Origin of the sequence: Vineibacter terrae, from assembly GCF_008039615.1 — a bacterium.
In the GTDB taxonomy this organism is placed as follows: Bacteria; Pseudomonadota; Alphaproteobacteria; order Reyranellales; family Reyranellaceae; genus Vineibacter; species Vineibacter terrae.
On the sequence record NZ_VDUZ01000003.1, the window covers coordinates 236,988 to 252,135 of the forward strand.

General features: G+C 66.9%; 15 protein-coding genes. 10 read left to right on the forward strand and 5 right to left on the reverse strand.

Going from position 1 to position 15,148, the window contains the following annotated elements; all coding sequences use genetic code 11:
- Nucleotides 1–32: 32 nt before the first annotated feature.
- Together FHP25_RS04145 and FHP25_RS40645 are read right to left on the reverse strand one after the other, a co-directional pair.
- On the reverse strand, nucleotides 33–398 hold the full coding sequence (locus FHP25_RS04145) for a group I truncated hemoglobin (protein WP_147845633.1): 366 nt from the start codon (nucleotides 396–398) through the stop codon (nucleotides 33–35).
- 131 nt (nucleotides 399–529) lie between these two features.
- On the reverse strand, nucleotides 530–697 hold the full coding sequence (locus FHP25_RS40645) for a hypothetical protein (protein ID WP_178133279.1): 168 nt from the start codon (nucleotides 695–697) through the stop codon (nucleotides 530–532).
- A gap of 433 nt (nucleotides 698–1,130) precedes the next feature.
- Between FHP25_RS40645 and FHP25_RS04150 the strand changes: the two genes are divergently transcribed.
- The 4 genes from FHP25_RS04150 to FHP25_RS04165 all read left to right on the forward strand — a co-directional run bounded on the left by FHP25_RS04150 (nucleotide 1,131) and on the right by FHP25_RS04165 (nucleotide 4,398).
- Nucleotides 1,131–1,820, forward strand: a complete 690-nt coding sequence (locus FHP25_RS04150; RefSeq protein WP_178133280.1) for a glutathione S-transferase family protein — start codon at nucleotides 1,131–1,133, stop codon at nucleotides 1,818–1,820.
- A 314-nt stretch (nucleotides 1,821–2,134) separates the two neighbouring features.
- Nucleotides 2,135–2,959: a CmcJ/NvfI family oxidoreductase gene (locus tag FHP25_RS04155; RefSeq protein ID WP_147845635.1), complete on the forward strand. Its 825-nt coding sequence runs from the start codon at nucleotides 2,135–2,137 to the stop codon at nucleotides 2,957–2,959.
- A 10-nt stretch (nucleotides 2,960–2,969) separates the two neighbouring features.
- Nucleotides 2,970–3,746: an SDR family NAD(P)-dependent oxidoreductase gene (locus FHP25_RS04160; protein ID WP_147845636.1), complete on the forward strand. Its 777-nt coding sequence runs from the start codon at nucleotides 2,970–2,972 to the stop codon at nucleotides 3,744–3,746.
- 223 nt (nucleotides 3,747–3,969) lie between these two features.
- Nucleotides 3,970–4,398 (forward strand): GFA family protein, encoded by a 429-nt coding sequence (locus FHP25_RS04165; protein WP_218578161.1) that lies wholly within the window; start codon nucleotides 3,970–3,972, stop codon nucleotides 4,396–4,398.
- 96 nt (nucleotides 4,399–4,494) lie between these two features.
- Here the strand turns inward: FHP25_RS04165 and FHP25_RS04170 are convergent, their stop codons facing one another.
- Nucleotides 4,495–4,809, reverse strand: coding sequence for an EthD family reductase (locus FHP25_RS04170; RefSeq protein WP_147845638.1), 315 nt, complete (start codon nucleotides 4,807–4,809; stop codon nucleotides 4,495–4,497).
- Nucleotides 4,810–5,010: 201 nt separating this feature from the next.
- On the opposite strand from FHP25_RS04170, the gene FHP25_RS04175 reads away from it, so the two are divergent.
- The 3 genes from FHP25_RS04175 to FHP25_RS04185 all read left to right on the forward strand — a co-directional run bounded on the left by FHP25_RS04175 (nucleotide 5,011) and on the right by FHP25_RS04185 (nucleotide 8,427).
- A complete protein-coding gene (locus tag FHP25_RS04175; RefSeq protein WP_147845639.1) occupies nucleotides 5,011–6,198 on the forward strand; it encodes an ABC transporter substrate-binding protein in 1,188 nt (395 codons plus the stop codon).
- Nucleotides 6,199–6,403: 205 nt separating this feature from the next.
- Entirely contained in the window at nucleotides 6,404–7,594 is a 1,191-nt protein-coding gene (locus FHP25_RS04180; protein WP_147845640.1) for an ABC transporter substrate-binding protein, read from the forward strand.
- 35 nt (nucleotides 7,595–7,629) lie between these two features.
- On the forward strand, nucleotides 7,630–8,427 hold the full coding sequence (locus FHP25_RS04185) for an IclR family transcriptional regulator (RefSeq protein WP_147845641.1): 798 nt from the start codon (nucleotides 7,630–7,632) through the stop codon (nucleotides 8,425–8,427).
- Nucleotides 8,428–8,705: 278 nt separating this feature from the next.
- Here FHP25_RS04185 and FHP25_RS04190 read toward each other — a convergent pair whose 3' ends face one another.
- Together FHP25_RS04190 and FHP25_RS04195 are read right to left on the reverse strand one after the other, a co-directional pair.
- Complete coding sequence (locus tag FHP25_RS04190) at nucleotides 8,706–10,274, reverse strand: long-chain-fatty-acid--CoA ligase (RefSeq protein WP_147845642.1); 1,569 nt, start codon at nucleotides 10,272–10,274, stop codon at nucleotides 8,706–8,708.
- A gap of 298 nt (nucleotides 10,275–10,572) precedes the next feature.
- Nucleotides 10,573–11,172, reverse strand: coding sequence for a TetR/AcrR family transcriptional regulator (locus FHP25_RS04195; RefSeq protein WP_178133281.1), 600 nt, complete (start codon nucleotides 11,170–11,172; stop codon nucleotides 10,573–10,575).
- Between the two features lie 256 nt (nucleotides 11,173–11,428).
- Between FHP25_RS04195 and FHP25_RS04200 the strand changes: the two genes are divergently transcribed.
- The 3 genes from FHP25_RS04200 to dctP all read left to right on the forward strand — a co-directional run bounded on the left by FHP25_RS04200 (nucleotide 11,429) and on the right by dctP (nucleotide 15,053).
- A complete protein-coding gene (locus FHP25_RS04200) occupies nucleotides 11,429–12,082 on the forward strand; it encodes a TetR/AcrR family transcriptional regulator (protein ID WP_178133282.1) in 654 nt (217 codons plus the stop codon).
- Between the two features lie 216 nt (nucleotides 12,083–12,298).
- Nucleotides 12,299–13,825 carry an AMP-binding protein gene (locus tag FHP25_RS04205; protein WP_218578162.1) on the forward strand — a complete coding sequence of 509 codons (1,527 nt, stop codon included), beginning with the start codon at nucleotides 12,299–12,301 and terminating at the stop codon, nucleotides 13,823–13,825.
- A gap of 187 nt (nucleotides 13,826–14,012) precedes the next feature.
- Nucleotides 14,013–15,053 (forward strand): TRAP transporter substrate-binding protein DctP, encoded by a 1,041-nt coding sequence (gene dctP / locus FHP25_RS04210; protein ID WP_147845645.1) that lies wholly within the window; start codon nucleotides 14,013–14,015, stop codon nucleotides 15,051–15,053.
- Nucleotides 15,054–15,148 lie beyond the last annotated feature (95 nt).

The window sequence follows — 15,148 nt, forward strand, 5'->3', positions numbered from 1 at the left end:
GCGGTCGCCAGTATTGTCCGACGACGCCCGACCTATTCGACGATATCGCGCCTGGTGCCTTCGATGAATCCCAGCACTTCGGCCCGCTCCGGTGTCGGAACACTGAATTTGTCCAGCGTTGCCTGCAGATGGCCGATGAACGTCTGCCAGTCGCTCGCGTCGATCCCCATGCCGCGGTGGGATGTCTTCATGTCTCGTCCCACGTAGTAGAGCGGCCCGCCTGCCGAGGCGCACAGGAAATCGACAAGCAACTGCTTCTCGCGGCGGATACCGTCCTCGCCGCGATGCTTCCAGAACCGGCCGAGCTGCGGGTCCGAGGAAAGACGCATCACCAGATCGTCGGTGACAGCAGCAATCGCGTCATAGCCACCCAGCCGTGCGTAGAGAGAATCGCCCATGTCATCCCTCCATGTCCTGTCGGGGGTGCCGATCTCCCCTGGCGCAAGTCTACGGCCGCCATCGGGACACGCAAGGGCGTCCGATGCCCCGTGCACGCACCGCCGGCAGGACATGCCTCGGGTCCAGCTCGTCACTGACACGGCGTGGACTGGTTGAGCGTCCCGCACGCAGTGTACTTGACGAGGGCTTCATGCAGGCGCTGCCGTTGCAGCGCGGGCAGGGTGGCATGGATGTTGTTGACTTCGTCGGGATCGACGTTCAGGTCGTAGTACGCCCGCTCGGAACGAGTCGTAGCCATCTGCGAGACATCATGATGACTCTCCCCAAGGACGCGCATTCGGCTCCCCTGGCAAGGCCGGGGCGTCGTCTTTGGACGCAAATAGGCGCTCGTAGCGCGACACCAGCCTGACGGCGAGCCGCTTTGCCGCGCGCGCAGCGGCGCACGATGACCTTGGCGCGCCGCTCGATCAGGGACGCTCGCGAAGCGGGTAGCTCGCGACGCCTCCCTCGGTTCTCACGAGATGCGCCGCGCATTGACCCTCCGGCGGCGCGGCGATAGGGTCGTTCCCGGCGAGAGAGGGCGTTCCGTCCCCGGTTGGGCCGGTGCAGGTCCGGCTCTTGCGTCCAGCGTCGTTCTTGCGAGTCGATTCACGCCAAGTCGCGCCCGCGGCGACCTGGATGGCAGCGTATCGGGGCGCTGGCTTCGCATCCCCGGCGTCCGTCTCCCGTTCATGCCGCCGCCGGCGCCATCCAAATCAAACAGGGAGGCAGCCATGCTCAAAGTCTATCTCGACCCCTGCACGGTGAACTGCCGCAAGGTGCTGGCGGGGCTCGACCTGATGGGAGCACCGTTCGAACGTGTGCACGTCGACTATTTTACGGAAGGTCACAAGAAGCCGGAGTTCCTCGCGATCAATCCGAACGGCGCGCTGCCGGCCGCGACCGATGGAGACCTGGCATTGCCGGAATCGAACGCCATCCTGCAGTATGCAGCCGATCTGAATGGTGCCAGCCAGCACTACCCGAAGGACCTCAAGCGCCGCGCCGATGTCAATCGATGGATGCTGTGGGAAGCGGCGACCTGGTTCCCGAGCTGCTACGTCTATCTGGTCGAGTACGTCGTCAAGCCGCTGCTTGCCGCGCAGCCCGACGAGTCGATCATCGAGAAGGAGGCGCCGAACTGGCACCGGCTGGCCGGCATCCTCGACGCACGGCTCGCAACGTCAGCATGGCTCTCGGGCGACGGTGTGACGATCGCCGACATCGCCGTCGCGGCGCCCATGCACCTGCACGCCCTGCAGCGCCTGCCGCTTGGCGAGCACCCGAACCTGAAGCGCTGGATGACCGAAGGCATCGAGCAACTGCCCAGCTGGCAACGCACGCAGGACGCGGTCATGAACGCGCTGGGGCCGAAGCAGTAGGAGGGACGGCGCACGCACGCGGCCGGACGGCAGGCCCGACGTGCATGGCCACACATAGCCTCATCCCGAGGAGCCGGCGCAGCCGGCGTCTCGAGGGATGGGCTGCAGCCTCGTTCGATCGTTCCAGCGGTAGTCGACCACGCGTGCGGTTGCGCACCCTTCGAGACGGCCCCCTTCGACAAGCTCAGGAGCGCGGCCCCCTCAGGGTGAGGTTTGTGCGCAACGCCTCACCGCAGCAGCCATATGCGATCGGCTTTGGATGACGGAGGGTGATAACCTTGGCCCGGAGGGATCGCATCGAGGTGGGTGGAGCCATGGCACGCGAGAACATCGTCCGGTCGACATTCAACTACACGCGCGACGACGGCATCGCGCCGGAGATCTATTTCTACGAACCGCCACCCGGCACGCAGGCGCGACTGCCGGGTGACGATCCGCGTGAAATGCCGGTCCATGATGCCTGGCCGCGGGCGGAGTCGTTCTCGCTCGACGTCGAGGGCTTCGCGTTGCGCTCGTTCCGCTCGCCGTTCGACCGCTGGGACGACGACGATGCGATCCGCGCCGACTTCTACGGCGAGGTCAGCGCATTCGTCCGCACCCAGGTCGGCGCCAGGCGGGTGATCATCTTCGACCACACGATCCGTACCAAGGCCAATACGCAGCAGCAGACCGCCGAGCACACCACGACCCAGCGCGCACCGGTGATGCTGGTGCATTGCGACTACACGCCGCGCTCGGGGCCGCTGCGCGTGCGTCAACTCCTGCCCGACGAGGCGGATGCATTGCTCGCGCGCCGCGTCGCGTTCTACAATTTCTGGACGCCGCTGCGGCGCCGCGTCGAGGAGAAGCCGCTGGCGATGTGCGACGCCACGCAGTCGACCGACGATGACTTCATCACCATGGCCCTGCGCTATCGCGACCGGACGGGCGAAATATTCGTGCTGCGCCATGCACCGCAGCACCGCTGGTGGTACTTCCCGCACATGACGCCGGAGCACGTCCTGCTGCTCAAGACCTACGACTCCGAGACCGACGGCCGCACCCGGTTCCTCGGGCACAGCGCCTTCGACGACCCGGACACGCCATCGGGCGCGCCGACGCGCGAAAGCATCGAGATCCGCACGATCGCGTTCTTCTGACGGGCGAGAGATGGCCGGCGACCCTTTCTCACTCGATGGCAAGGTCGCGCTGATCACCGGCGCCAACAGCGGCATCGGGCTGGCGCTGGCGCTGGCGCTGCGCGACGGCGGCGCCCGCGTGGCGATCGGCGGCCGGCGCGCCGATCGCAATGCCGACGCGCTGGCGCAGCTCGGTCCGCCCGCGGCGGCGTTCGCGCTCGACGTCTGTGACGAAGGCTCGGTCGAGCGCGCGATCGCCGGCGCGATCGAGCGATTTGGCCGCCTCGACGTCCTGGTCAACAACGCCGGTGTCAGCCAGCGCGGCTCGGTCATGGAGCTCGACCGCGCGACCTGGCAGCAGGTGATCGACACCAACCTGACCGGCGCGTTTCTCTGCACCAAGCACGCGGCGCGGTGCATGAAAGCGCAGGGCGCGGGGAAGATCATCAACGTATCCTCGGTGTACGGCCTGGTGGCGCCGAGCAAGGGCCTGCAGGTGGCGTACACGGTGGCCAAGCATGCGCTGATCGCGCTGACCCGGGTCAATGCGGTCGAGCTGGCGCCGCTGGGCATCCAGGTGAACGCGGTGGCCCCCGGATGGTACTTCACCGAGATGACCGATGAGCTTCGCGGCACGGCGTTCGAGACGGCGGTCAGGCGCCGTGTCCCGGCCGGCCGCTGGGGCGAGACGCATGACCTCGTCGGCGCATGCCGGTTCCTGGCGTCGGCGGCGTCGGACTACGTCAGCGGTGTCGTGATCCCTGTCGACGGTGGCTACGTCGCGAGCGACGGGCTCGAGCGCACCTGATTCCGGCCGGGTGCGTCGGGGAGGTCCCACGTACCTTGCTCTCGCACCATCACCCGCCGGCCGCAGCCTTATTCCATGCCGAATCACAAGACGCTCATGCGGCGCGCCGCATGCCGATCGGTCTTGCGTCGCGCTCCAAGGAGCCCCATGCTTCGGGCGCGTGATCCCCCCTTGGTTCATCGCAAGGACTTCAGGAAACACGTGGCTCGCTGGGAGGTTGGACATGGCTGATACCTACAAGGGCGCCTGCTTCTGCGGTGCGGTGGAATTCGAGGTGACGGGCGCGCCGGCGGTGGCGGGCTACTGCCATTGCGCGGACTGCCGCGTGTGGGCGGCAGCCCCGATCAACGCCTTCAGCCTGTGGGCGCCGGACTCCGTCAAGATCACCAAGGGCGCCGACAACATCGCGACCTACAACAAGACCGAGAACTCCTACCGCAAGTTCTGCAAGACCTGCGGCGGCCACCTGATGACCGACCATCCCGGCATGAAGCTCGTGGATGTCTATGCCGCCGTGCTGCCGGATTTCCCGCACAAGCCGACGCTGCATGTGTTCTACGCCAGCAAGATGGTCTCGGTGAAGGACGGGCTGCCGAAGTTCAAGGATCTGCCGGGCGACTTCGGCGGCTCGAACGAGATGCTGCCGGACTGAGCGCGGCGCGCGAACGCAGCTCGCCCGGGCCGAGCATCCCCCAAGCCCGCCAGGTCGATCCTGGCGGGCTTTTTCGTGGGCGCGCCGCGCGGCGGGCTACGACATCTTCACGTCGCTGATCTGGATGATGGGCTGGATCGTGGTGTAGTTCGGGATGTCGGCCATGATCTCCGCGGCATGCGGGGCGAACGCGGCCTGGAACGCCTCGACCGAGTCGAACATCAGGTGGCCGATGGCGGCATAGAGCGGGGGGCTGCCCGGGTCGCCGCCGGCAAGCCCCTGCTCGGCCGCGACCCCCTTGCAGGCGGCGCCGAGCTTCTGCCGCACCATCGGCATGTGGCTGCTGACGTAGTAGCCCATGTCGAAGCCGGCCCCGTCCTTGCGCGGGTAGAACACGCTGACCTTGATCATGTCGCCCTCCCATAGGTATCGGCTGGATTGAGGCACGCGCCGGCGCCAGGTTCAAGGTGCGGAAAACGAGCGCCGTGCGGCGCGCTTGACAAGATTCGCCGGACTCTCAACGCTACCGTCTGGTCGATAGTATTCAGGCGGCACGCTGCCGTCGCGGACACATCTCGACCAGCTCTGCACAATTACACCGGGTAGGGAATCATGAAGGTCTGGCTGCCGGCATTGTCCGGCCTGATCGTCGGCGCGGTGCTGTCCACCGCTTCCGCACAGGACAAGAAATATGGGCCGGGTGTCTCCGACACCGAGATCAAGATCGGCCACACGGCGCCATACAGCGGTCCGGTGTCGGCCTATGGCGCGGTGGGCCGGGCCATGGCAGGCGTCTTCAAGAAGGTGAACAGCGAGGGCGGGATCAACGGGCGCAAGGTCAGCTTCCTCACGCTCGACGACGCCTACAGCCCGCCCAAGACAGTGGAGCAGACGCGCAAGCTGGTCGAGCAGGACCAGGTGCTGCTGATCTTCGGCGCGACCGGCACGCCGAGCAACACCGCCGTCCACAAATACCTCAACAGCAAGAAGGTGCCGCAGCTCTTCGTCCAGAGCGGGGCATCGAAGTTCAACGACACGGCCAGCTATCCGTGGACGACGCCGCTCTATCCCTCCTATCACCTGGAGCAGAAGATCTATGCCGACTTCATCCTGAAGCAGCGTCCCGACGCCAGGATCGCGGCCATCTATCCCAATGACGATTTCGGCAAGGATAATCTGGCCGGCCTGAAGCAGGCGCTGGCCGCCAGGGGCAAGTCGCTGGTGATGGAGCAGAGCTACGAGACGACGGATGCGACCATCGATTCGCAGATCATCACGCTCAAGGGCTCGGGGGCCGACGTCTTCGTCAATCTCTCCACGCCCAAGTTCGCCGCCCAGGCGATCCGCAAGGCCGCCGATATCGGCTGGGCGCCGCTGCACATCCTGACCAACGTCTCGAGCTCGATCAGCACCGTGCTGGCGCCAGCGGGCCTGAACAACGCCACCGGCATCATCACCGCGGCCTTCATCAAGGAGCCGGGCGACCCGATCTGGGCCGATGACGCGGACGTGAAGGCCTATGTCGCGTTCCTGAAGGCCTGGGATCCGCAGGATTCGCCGGACGACGTGTTTGGCGTCATCGGCTACGTCGCGGCCAACACGCTGCGCCATGTGCTGGACCGTGCCGGCAGCAACCTCACGCGCGAGAACGTGATGGCGCAGGCCAAGAGCCTCGATGCCTTCCGTCCACCGATGCTGCTGCCGGGCATCACGCTCTCGACCACGCCGCAGGATGTCGCCGCCTACCGCCAGCTGCGCCTGCAGCGCTTCAACGGCCAGAAGTGGGTGCTGCTGGATTGAGGGGCTCCTGAGCCTTTGGTCGGGCCGCGCCGCTCCAGCGGCGCTCTTTCAACAACGGGCAGACGAAGAGGCGCCGCTGGAGCGGCGCGGCCCGACCCATGAGCCATCCGGCAGCGCCGGGCTTGACAAGCTCCGATCGGCTTCATAATCCTACCGTCTGGTAGATAATATTTGCGATGCGATACCAGGACGGGGCAGGGAACAGATGAAGACGTGGTTGCCGGCGCTGGCCGGCGTGGTGCTCGGGGCGATGCTGTCCACGGCTGCGGCCCAGGAGAAGAAATACAGCCCGGGTGCGTCCGACACCGAGATCAAGATCGGGCACACCATCCCCTACAGCGGCCCGGTGTCGGCCTACGGCTCGGCCGGCCGCGCGCTGGCGGGCTACTTCAAGATGCTGAACGGCCAGGGCGGCATCAACGGGCGGCAGATCAACTTCATCAGCCTGGACGACGCCTACAGCCCGCCCAAGACGGTGGAGCAGACGCGCAAGATGGTCGAGCAGGACCAGGTGCTGCTGATCTTCGGCAATGTCGGCACGCCCACCAACACGGCCATCCACAAGTACCTCAACAGCAAGAAGGTGCCGCAGCTGATGATCTCGACGGGCGCGTCGAAGTTCAACGACACGGCCAACTTCCCGTGGACGACGCCGCTCTATCCTTCCTATCACCTCGAGCAGAAGATCTACGCCCAGTACATCCTGAAGCACCGGCCCGACGCCAAGATCGGGGTGATCTATCCCAACGACGATTTCGGCAAGGACCACCTGGCGGGCCTCAAGGAGGCGCTGGGCGCCAAGGCCAAGGCGATGCTGGTGGCCGAGCAGAGCTACGAGACCACCGACCCGACCATCGATTCGCAGATCATCGCGCTCAAGGCGTCGGGCGCCACGGTGTTCGTCAACATCAGCACGCCCAAGTTCGCGGCCCAGGCCATCCGCAAGGCCAAGGACATCGGCTGGGCGCCGCTGCATCTGGTGGTCAATGCGTCGAGCTCGATCAGCTCGGTGCTGGTGCCGGCCGGCCTCGAGAACTCGGTCGGGCTGATCACGGCCGCCTTCATCAAGACGACCAGCGATCCGGCCTGGGCCGAGGACGCCGACGTGCAGGACTACGTCGCGTTCATGAAGAAGTGGGTGCCGCAGGACAACCCCGACGATGCCTTCTGCGCCATGGGCTTCCTGGCGGCATCGGTGCTGCGCGACGTGCTGACGCGCGCCGGCAATGACCTCACCCGCGAGAACGTGATGAAGATGGCCAAGAGCATCGACGGGCTGCGGCCGCCGCTGATCCTGCCCGGCCTCGCGCTGAAGACGACGCCACAGGATGTCGCCGCCTACCACGATCTGCGCCTGCAGCGCTTCGACGGCAAACGCTGGGTGCTGATGGATTAGACGTCCGGACGGGACCGTGCACGGGAGGGTGATCGATGGGTCAGTCGCTATGGCCGGTGGAGGAGAGCCGCTCGTTCGTCACCTCGCTGGCCCGCGGGCTGGCGATCCTCGAAGCCTTCCGTGAGGGCGAGGGCAAGTTCGGCAACCAGGCGATCGCGCGGCGCACCGGGCTGCCCAAGCCCACGGTGTCGCGGCTGACGCATACGCTGGTCGAGCTGGGCTATCTCGCCTATTGCCGGCGCGAACGGAAATACGCGCTCTCGTCCTCGACCTTGGCGCTGGGCTTCGCGGTCCAGCCCTGCAACCGCATCCGACATCGCCTGCGCCCGCACCTGGAAGGGCTGGTCCAGCGCTTCGGCGGCGTGGCGGTGCTGGCCGAGTCCTCGCGGCAGTCGATGATCTGCGTCGATGCCTGCACCGACATGCCGGCGCCGGCCGTATGGATGGAGCCGGGCTCGCGCCTGGCGCTGTTCGACCAGCCGCTTGGCCGGCTGTTCGCGGCAGCGCTGCCGTCGCGACGGCGGCAGGCCGTGCTGTCGCAGATCCAGCGCGATGAGCCGCAGGTCGCGGACGCGGTCGAGCGCCTGCGGCTGGCGAGCGCCCGGCAGGGGTTCCACGCCGCGCGCGAGGGCATGCCGGAAGGCTGGACCGCGGTCATGGCGGCGGTGGCCGGCGCCGACGAGTCGGCATCCGGCGTGCTGGCCTGCTTCATGCCATCGGCCGCGGTGGCGCAGGAGCGGGCCCTGCTGGCGGTGGGCTTCGCCTGCGCGCGCACGGCGCAGGAGATCGCAACCGAGATGGTGAAGGCGACGGTCGGCCGCGTGTCGGGCTGAGCGTCGTTCGACGAGAAGATCAACCACAGAGGCGCAGAGACACAGAGGCGGCACAGAGGGAAAAAGGGTTGCGCGCCTTCGGCACGCCGAGGGACTCCCTGAAGCCGAAGCTGTCATCCCGAGCGCAGCGAGGATCTCCTGCGAATAGCGCACCGTGCGCCATTCTCAGGAGATCTTCGCTGTGCTCGGAGCTTGTGATCTTATCCTTCCCCCGGAGGGGGAAGATTAAAATCACAAACTCTCGGGATGACGGTGCGTCCGCGGTCAGCGGTTCGTGGTCAGTTCACGCGCCTTGTGTAGCCTTCCCAGAAGGGGGCGCGCAGGACGTTCTTCTGGATCTTGCCGGCGGCCGTGAGCGGCAGCGGCTCGGTGCGGATGTCGATGGAGCGGGGACATTTGTAGCCGGCGATCTGCTCGCGGCAATGGGCGATGATCGCCTCGGCCGTGGCGCTGGCGCCCGGCTTGAGCTGGACGATGGCGTGGACCGCCTCGCCCCATTTCGGGTGCGGAATGCCGACCACGGCGCACAGCGCCACCGCGGGGAAGCGGCTGATCGCCGCTTCGACCTCGACCGAGTACACGTTCTCGCCGCCCGACACGATCATGTCCTTGATGCGGTCGACGACGTAGATGTAGCCGTCCTCGTCCATGTAGCCGCCGTCGCCGGTGTGCATCCAGCCGTCGCGCAGGGCCCTGGCGGTCTCCTCCGGCTTGTTGAGGTAGCCCAGCATGACGTTGGGGCCGCGGGCGGCGATCTCGCCGGCCTGGCCGCGCGGCAGGTCCTCGCCGTCCGGACCCACGATCCGGATCTCGGACACCGGCACCACGCGCCCGGCCGAGCGCAGCCGGTGCGACGTCGGCGCGTCGGGGTCATGGTCCTCGCGTCCCAGCAGGGTGACCGCGGCCGATGTCTCGGTCATGCCGTAGGCCTGCACGAAGCCGCAGGTCCCGGGCAGCACGGCGATGGCGCGCCGCAGCAGCGTCTCGGGCATCGGCGAGGCGCCGTAGGTCACCGTCTCGACGCTGCTCATGTCGGTCTGCGCGAAGGCCGGATGGTCCAGCAGCATCTGCAGCATGGTGGGCGCCAGCACCAGCGAGGCGGGGCGGTGCTGCCCGATCAGCCGCAGCGTCTCGCCGGGCTCGAAGCGCGGCGGCAAGAGGTTGCAGTTGCCGCGCCCGGTCGCCGACAGGAGGGTGACGATGCCGGACAGATGGAACAGCGGCATGGTGTGGAGCAGGGACGAGCCTTCCGCCACCATGCGCGTGCCGTAGCCCACGATCACGGCCGTCAGGAGGTTGGTGTGGCTCAGCATCACGCCCTTGGCCTGGCCGGTCGTGCCGCCGGTGTAGAAGATGCCGGCGAGGTCGTCGTTGCGGCGCCTTGCGTCCTGGGCCGGCGCGGCCTGCGCGACCAGCGCCTCGTAGTCGAGCATGCCGTCGGGCGCCGGGCCGTCGCCGATCCAGATCAGGCTCGCCAGGCTCGGCGCGTCGGCGCGCAGCGCCGGCGCCATGGTCGCGAACGCATCGTCGATCAGCAGGATCCGCGCCCGCGAATCGTTGAGGCAGTACGCGATCTCGGGGCGGGCATGGCGGGTGTTCATGGGGTCGAGCACGCCGCCGCCCCACAGCACGCCCCAGAGATATTCGAGATAGCGGTCGGAGGCATGGGCCAGGATCGCGACTGGCGCGCCGGGCTCCATCCCCAGGGCCTGCAGGGCGCCGGCCAGCCGCGCCGAGCGGTCAGCGGTCTCCGCCCAGGTCCGCTGCCGCGTGCCGTGGATGGCGGCGCGGTCCGGCCCGTGCAGCTGCACGGCACGCTTCAGCAGGCTGGTGAGCTCGAACGTCATGGTATCCTCCGCCGCCGCCATGTTGCTTTGTGGGCGCAGCTTGCGGCGGCTAAATTATATCTACCGGTCGGTAAGTCAACTATCACCTCGCCCCGCGAAAGCGGGGAGAGGGAGGGGCCCATCGTGCGCAGCACGATGGAAGGGTGAGGGGTAGGAATGTTCAAAGCATGCGCATGGGATAGACTTGATTGTCTCGCCCCGACATATCCGAGTTCGAACGTTCGTACCCCTCACCCTCCCGCGCTGCGCGCGGGCCCCTCCCTCTCCCCGCTCTCGCGGGGAGAGGTGTGAGAGCGGATCAGGCGCGGCGGCGTCCGGCGGCGGGCTTGGCCGCAGGGGGCTTCGCCGCCACGGGCTTGGCGGCGGTGATGCCCGACAGCAGGATGTCGACATGCATCGGGATCAGCTTCTCCGGCCGCAGACGGCCGTCCGGCTTGGCCCATTTCGACATCCAGTTCAGCGAGCCGAACAGGGCATGGCAGGCCACGACGCGGTCGGGCACGACCATGCTGCCTTCGCGCCTGCCCTGGTCGAGCAGCCCGTAGAGCAGCCGGTTGGCCTCGTCGATGCGCGCCTCGACCTCGACGCGGTCGTCGGCGTTGATCTCGCGGTTGGCGATCAGCGACAGGCAGGTGCCGTAGTCGGAGATCATGAGCTCGGCGTAGCGGATCATGATCGCGCGCAGCTTGTCGAGCGCGCTGCCGGTGCCGGCCACCGTGGCCTTCATGAAGGCCAGGATCTCCTCCTGCACCCGCACCTTGATGTCGAGCAGCAGCTTGTCCTTGCTTTCGACGTAGTAATAGATGGTGGGCTTGGTGATGTTCAGGATGTCGGCGAGCTCGTTGAGGGAGGCGCCCTCGTAGCCGCGCTGGCGGAACAGCGCTGCGGCCGCTTCCATCACGGCGTCGCGCTTGAGCTGGAACTTCGACTGGTGCTTGCGGGGCTTTTCACCCCACGGCGAGGCCGGTTCGGAAATGCGCGCCTCCTTGCGAATCGCGTTTGGCGATGGTCATGATCTGCCCTTACAGCGAAGCGTCGAATCCTTCAATGTGCGCAGGGCGGAATTGGACCGTCCGGTCGTTAGAATCCAGCCTCCTTTTCGGCACGCGATCCTATATAGTCCGGGCGGGGGGCTTGCGAGCGCACGAGGACAGATGGAATCGGAAGAATCGAGGGGACAGTCGGCAACGCCCCTGTGGCGGCCCGGCCGGCGCCGCCGCGCGCCGGCCTACGACATCAAGCGCGAGGCGGTGATCGCCACCGCCGCGCGGCTGTTCCAGGAGAAGGGATATCGCAACACGACGCTGAACGATATCGCCGCCGCGCTGAATGTCACCAAGCCCACCATCTACTATTACGTGCAGAACAAGGACGAGATCCTGGCCGAGTGCCGCGCCCGGGTCTGGGGCGGCATCACCAAGGTGATCCAGGCGGCATCCGACAGCCGCAAGAACGGGCGCGAGAAGGTCGAGCTGTTCGTCAGGAGCTACGCCGAGGCGATCTCCACGGACTACGGCAAGTGCCTGGTGATGACCGTCCGCGACGTCGGCGGCGCCGAGGCCGAGCTGCGCAAGTACCGCCAGGGCCTGCGCGAAGCCACGCATGTGCTGCGGGATATCGTGGCCGAGGGCATCCGTGACGGCTCGATCGCGCCCTGCGATCCCAGGATGGCGGCGTTCGCCATGTACGGCGCCCTGAACTGGATCACCTACTGGTACGATCCGGACGGGCCCAGCAACCCGAGCGAGATCGGCGAGGAATTCGTGCGGCTGTTCCGCACCGGGCTGAAGCCGCGGTTGGAACGGTAGACATTCTTGTTTCCTCCCCACGCGATATGGACCTCCTGTCATCCCGAGCGCAGCGAGGGATCTCCCGCGCATGGCACGGTGCGCCTTTGCCGCAGGAGATCCCTCGCTGCGCTCGGGATGACAGGAGGGGCGGGAGGGCCGAACAAAATCCATTGATTTTATCGACCAGACGGTAGAATTTAGCGGCAAGCACGGAAACGCACCCGGGAGAGCACGATGTCCGAAACAGGCACCGGCGTCGACCTGTCCGCCCTGCAGCAGGCGGTCGGCAACGTGATCCCCATGGGCAGCCTGCCGGCGCATCATGCGGCGCATGACCCCGAGCGCGCGGCGGTGACCCAGGACGAGGTGAGCGTGAGCTGGCGCGAGCTGGAGGCGCGGGCCAACCGGCGGGCGCGGCTGTTCGCGGCAAGCGGCGTGAGCGAGGGCGACTTCGTCACCATCGCGCTGCCCAACGGCGTCGAGTTCTACGAGACATCGTTTGCGATCTGGAAGCTGGGCGCGACGCCCAACGTCGTGTCCTCGCGCCTGCCGGACGCCGAGCTGCGCGCCATCGTCGAGCTGGTGCAGCCGCGCCTGGTGGTCGGCCCCGACCCGGGACGCCTGCCGGGATGGCAGGTGCTGCCGGCGGGACACACGCCCGATCCAAGCCTGTCGGATGCGGCGCTGCCGCCCAAGGTGGCGCCCTACTGGAAGGCGATGAGCAGCGGCGGCTCGACCGGACGGCCCAAGATCATCGTCGACCACAATCCCGGCGTCTGGGATCCGGCGGTCGGCCTGCTGGGACAGCAGCCCGGCGACGTTCTGCTCAACCCCGGGCCGCTCTACCACAACGCGCCCTTCAGCCTGATGCATGCCGGGCTGTTCGGCGGCGGCCATGTGGTGAACATGGACCGCTTCGATCCGCTGCGGGCGCTGGAGCTGATCGCGCGGCATCGCGTGCAGTGGGTCAACTTCGTGCCCACGATGATGCACCGCATCTGGCGGCTGCCGCAGGAGCAGCGCACGGCGCCCGACCTCGGCAGCCTGCGGGTGGTGTTCCACATGGCCTCGGCATGCCCAATGTGGCTGAAGGAGCAGTGGATCGGCTGGCTGGGGGCCGAGCGCATCTTCGAACTCTATGGCGGTACCGAGCGCCAGGGCGCGACGGTGATCAGCGGCACGGAATGGCTGGCGCACAAGGGCTCGGTGGGCCGCATCCAGCCCGGCTCGCGGCTGCGCGTGGTGGGCGAGAACGGCAAGGACTGCGCGCCGGGCGAGGTCGGCGAGATCTTCTTCCTGCCCGACGGCGGGCGCGGCTCGACCTACCACTACATCGGCGCCGACGCCAAGTCGCTGGACGACTGGGAGTCGATCGGCGACATGGGCTATGTCGACGCCGACGACTATCTGTACATCGTCGATAGGCGCACCGACCTGATCGTGTCGGGCGGCGCCAACGTCTACCCGGCCGAGGTCGAGGCGGCGCTCGACGCGCATCCCGACGTCAGCTCCAGCGTGGTGATAGGGTTGCCCGACGAGGATCTCGGGCACCGCGTGCATGCGCTGGTGCAGCTCACGCCCGAGGCGCGCGAGCGCGTCAGCGCCGACGACCTGCGCGCCTGGCTCGAGACGCGGCTGGTCCGCTACAAGGTGCCGCGCTCCTTCGAGCTCGTGGACGACTTCCTGCGCGACGAGGCCGGCAAGGTGCGCCGCAGCGCCCTGCGCGAAGCGCGCATGGCGCGGCCGCCTGCTGCGGCGTGACGAAGAGCGATTCACCACGGCGCTGCAGAGGAAGCACAGAGAATGATTTTCGCGCTCTCTCCAGGATCTCTACGACGCGGCGACCTCTACGACGCGCCAAGATGACGCGCCTCGGCGATGGTTGCGTCACCATGCCGAATGTTCCATGGTCGGTCGCATGATGAAACAAAGATGAGGGGTGGACCGGATGTCTGTGACAACGAAGGCCGCGGTGCGGCGCAACCTTCTCAAGGCTTCAGTTGCGCTTGCGGTGGCGCCGGCCGTCATCGGCAGCGCGCGGGCGGAAGCGAAGGTGACCTGGAAGGTGCAGTCGCACTGGCCCAAGGCATCCGGCTCGTTCAACGACAGCCTGGGCGCTCTGGCGAAGCAGCTGGAAGAACGCACCGCAGGCCGCTTCAAGCTCGAAATGTACGGTGCCGGCGAGATCGCCAAGGATCGTGAGATCTACAACGTCGTGCGTCGCGGCGTCGTGCCGATGGGGACGATCTCCCCGGGCTATATTCTCGGCGAAGCGCAGGCGATGGGGCTGTTCTACGGCGTTCCGGGAACGTTGCGCGAGTCCTGGGAGATGATGCATCTCACCAAGAATCTCGGCATCGAGAAGATGGTGAATGACGAGCTGAAGCCCAAGGGCGTCGTCGTCATGGGCGACAAAGCCTATCCGACCGAGCTCGTGCTGAAGAAGAAAGTCACGTCGCTGGCGGATTTCAGCGCGCTCAAGGTTCGTTCCGCCGGCACCATGCTGGAATATCTCGCCGCGGCCGGCGCATCGCCGCAGCAGGTCGCGGGACCCGAGATCTACCAGGCTATCTCCACCGGCGTGGTCGATGGCGCGCATTGGGGTGCCGCGATCGGCGCGTTGTCGATGAAGTTCTGGGAAGTCGCAAAGTATCACATGAAGCCAGCGCTCGGCTTCGCCAACGACACCTACATCGTGAACGTCGCGGCGCTCGACAAGCTTCCTGCGGATCTGAGGCTGCAATTCGTGTCTCTGGTCGAGGAGCGCTACTTCCTCCGTTCGGTCGAGTACCTGCACCAGGAGGCGCTCGCCTTGACCACCGGCAAGGCGAAGATGGGTGTCGAGGTGGTTCAGTTCCCGGATGAGGTGCTCAAGAAGTTTGCCGATGCCTCCCAGGCGATCCTGAAGAAGGAAGGAGCGAAGGGAGACATCGCAGCCAAGGGTACCAAGGCCCTGACCGGGTTGATGTCGGATCTCGGCTACGTCTAGTGGCCTCGGCCCCGGCCGAATGCGCTGGCCGGGGCCATCGACTTCAACCGCTGTTCCGCGGGTGGATGCGAGGACGTTCGCGCCCGGCGGATGAT

Excerpts from the sequence above, each read along its gene's own strand:
- FHP25_RS04145 (WP_147845633.1), bottom strand. The coding sequence starts at position 398 with ATGGGCGATTCTCTCTACGCACGGCTGGGTGGCTATGACGCGATTGCT.
- FHP25_RS40645 (WP_178133279.1), bottom strand. The coding sequence starts at position 697 with ATGGCTACGACTCGTTCCGAGCGGGCGTACTACGACCTGAACGTCGAT.
- FHP25_RS04150 (WP_178133280.1), top strand. The coding sequence starts at position 1,131 with ATGCCGCCGCCGGCGCCATCCAAATCAAACAGGGAGGCAGCCATGCTC.
- FHP25_RS04155 (WP_147845635.1), top strand. The coding sequence starts at position 2,135 with ATGGCACGCGAGAACATCGTCCGGTCGACATTCAACTACACGCGCGAC.
- FHP25_RS04160 (WP_147845636.1), top strand. The coding sequence starts at position 2,970 with ATGGCCGGCGACCCTTTCTCACTCGATGGCAAGGTCGCGCTGATCACC.
- FHP25_RS04165 (WP_218578161.1), top strand. The coding sequence starts at position 3,970 with ATGGCTGATACCTACAAGGGCGCCTGCTTCTGCGGTGCGGTGGAATTC.
- FHP25_RS04170 (WP_147845638.1), bottom strand. The coding sequence starts at position 4,809 with ATGATCAAGGTCAGCGTGTTCTACCCGCGCAAGGACGGGGCCGGCTTC.
- FHP25_RS04175 (WP_147845639.1), top strand. The coding sequence starts at position 5,011 with ATGAAGGTCTGGCTGCCGGCATTGTCCGGCCTGATCGTCGGCGCGGTG.
- FHP25_RS04180 (WP_147845640.1), top strand. The coding sequence starts at position 6,404 with ATGAAGACGTGGTTGCCGGCGCTGGCCGGCGTGGTGCTCGGGGCGATG.
- FHP25_RS04185 (WP_147845641.1), top strand. The coding sequence starts at position 7,630 with ATGGGTCAGTCGCTATGGCCGGTGGAGGAGAGCCGCTCGTTCGTCACC.
- FHP25_RS04190 (WP_147845642.1), bottom strand. The coding sequence starts at position 10,274 with ATGACGTTCGAGCTCACCAGCCTGCTGAAGCGTGCCGTGCAGCTGCAC.
- FHP25_RS04195 (WP_178133281.1), bottom strand. The coding sequence starts at position 11,172 with ATGGAAGCGGCCGCAGCGCTGTTCCGCCAGCGCGGCTACGAGGGCGCC.
- FHP25_RS04200 (WP_178133282.1), top strand. The coding sequence starts at position 11,429 with ATGGAATCGGAAGAATCGAGGGGACAGTCGGCAACGCCCCTGTGGCGG.
- FHP25_RS04205 (WP_218578162.1), top strand. The coding sequence starts at position 12,299 with ATGTCCGAAACAGGCACCGGCGTCGACCTGTCCGCCCTGCAGCAGGCG.
- dctP (WP_147845645.1), top strand. The coding sequence starts at position 14,013 with ATGTCTGTGACAACGAAGGCCGCGGTGCGGCGCAACCTTCTCAAGGCT.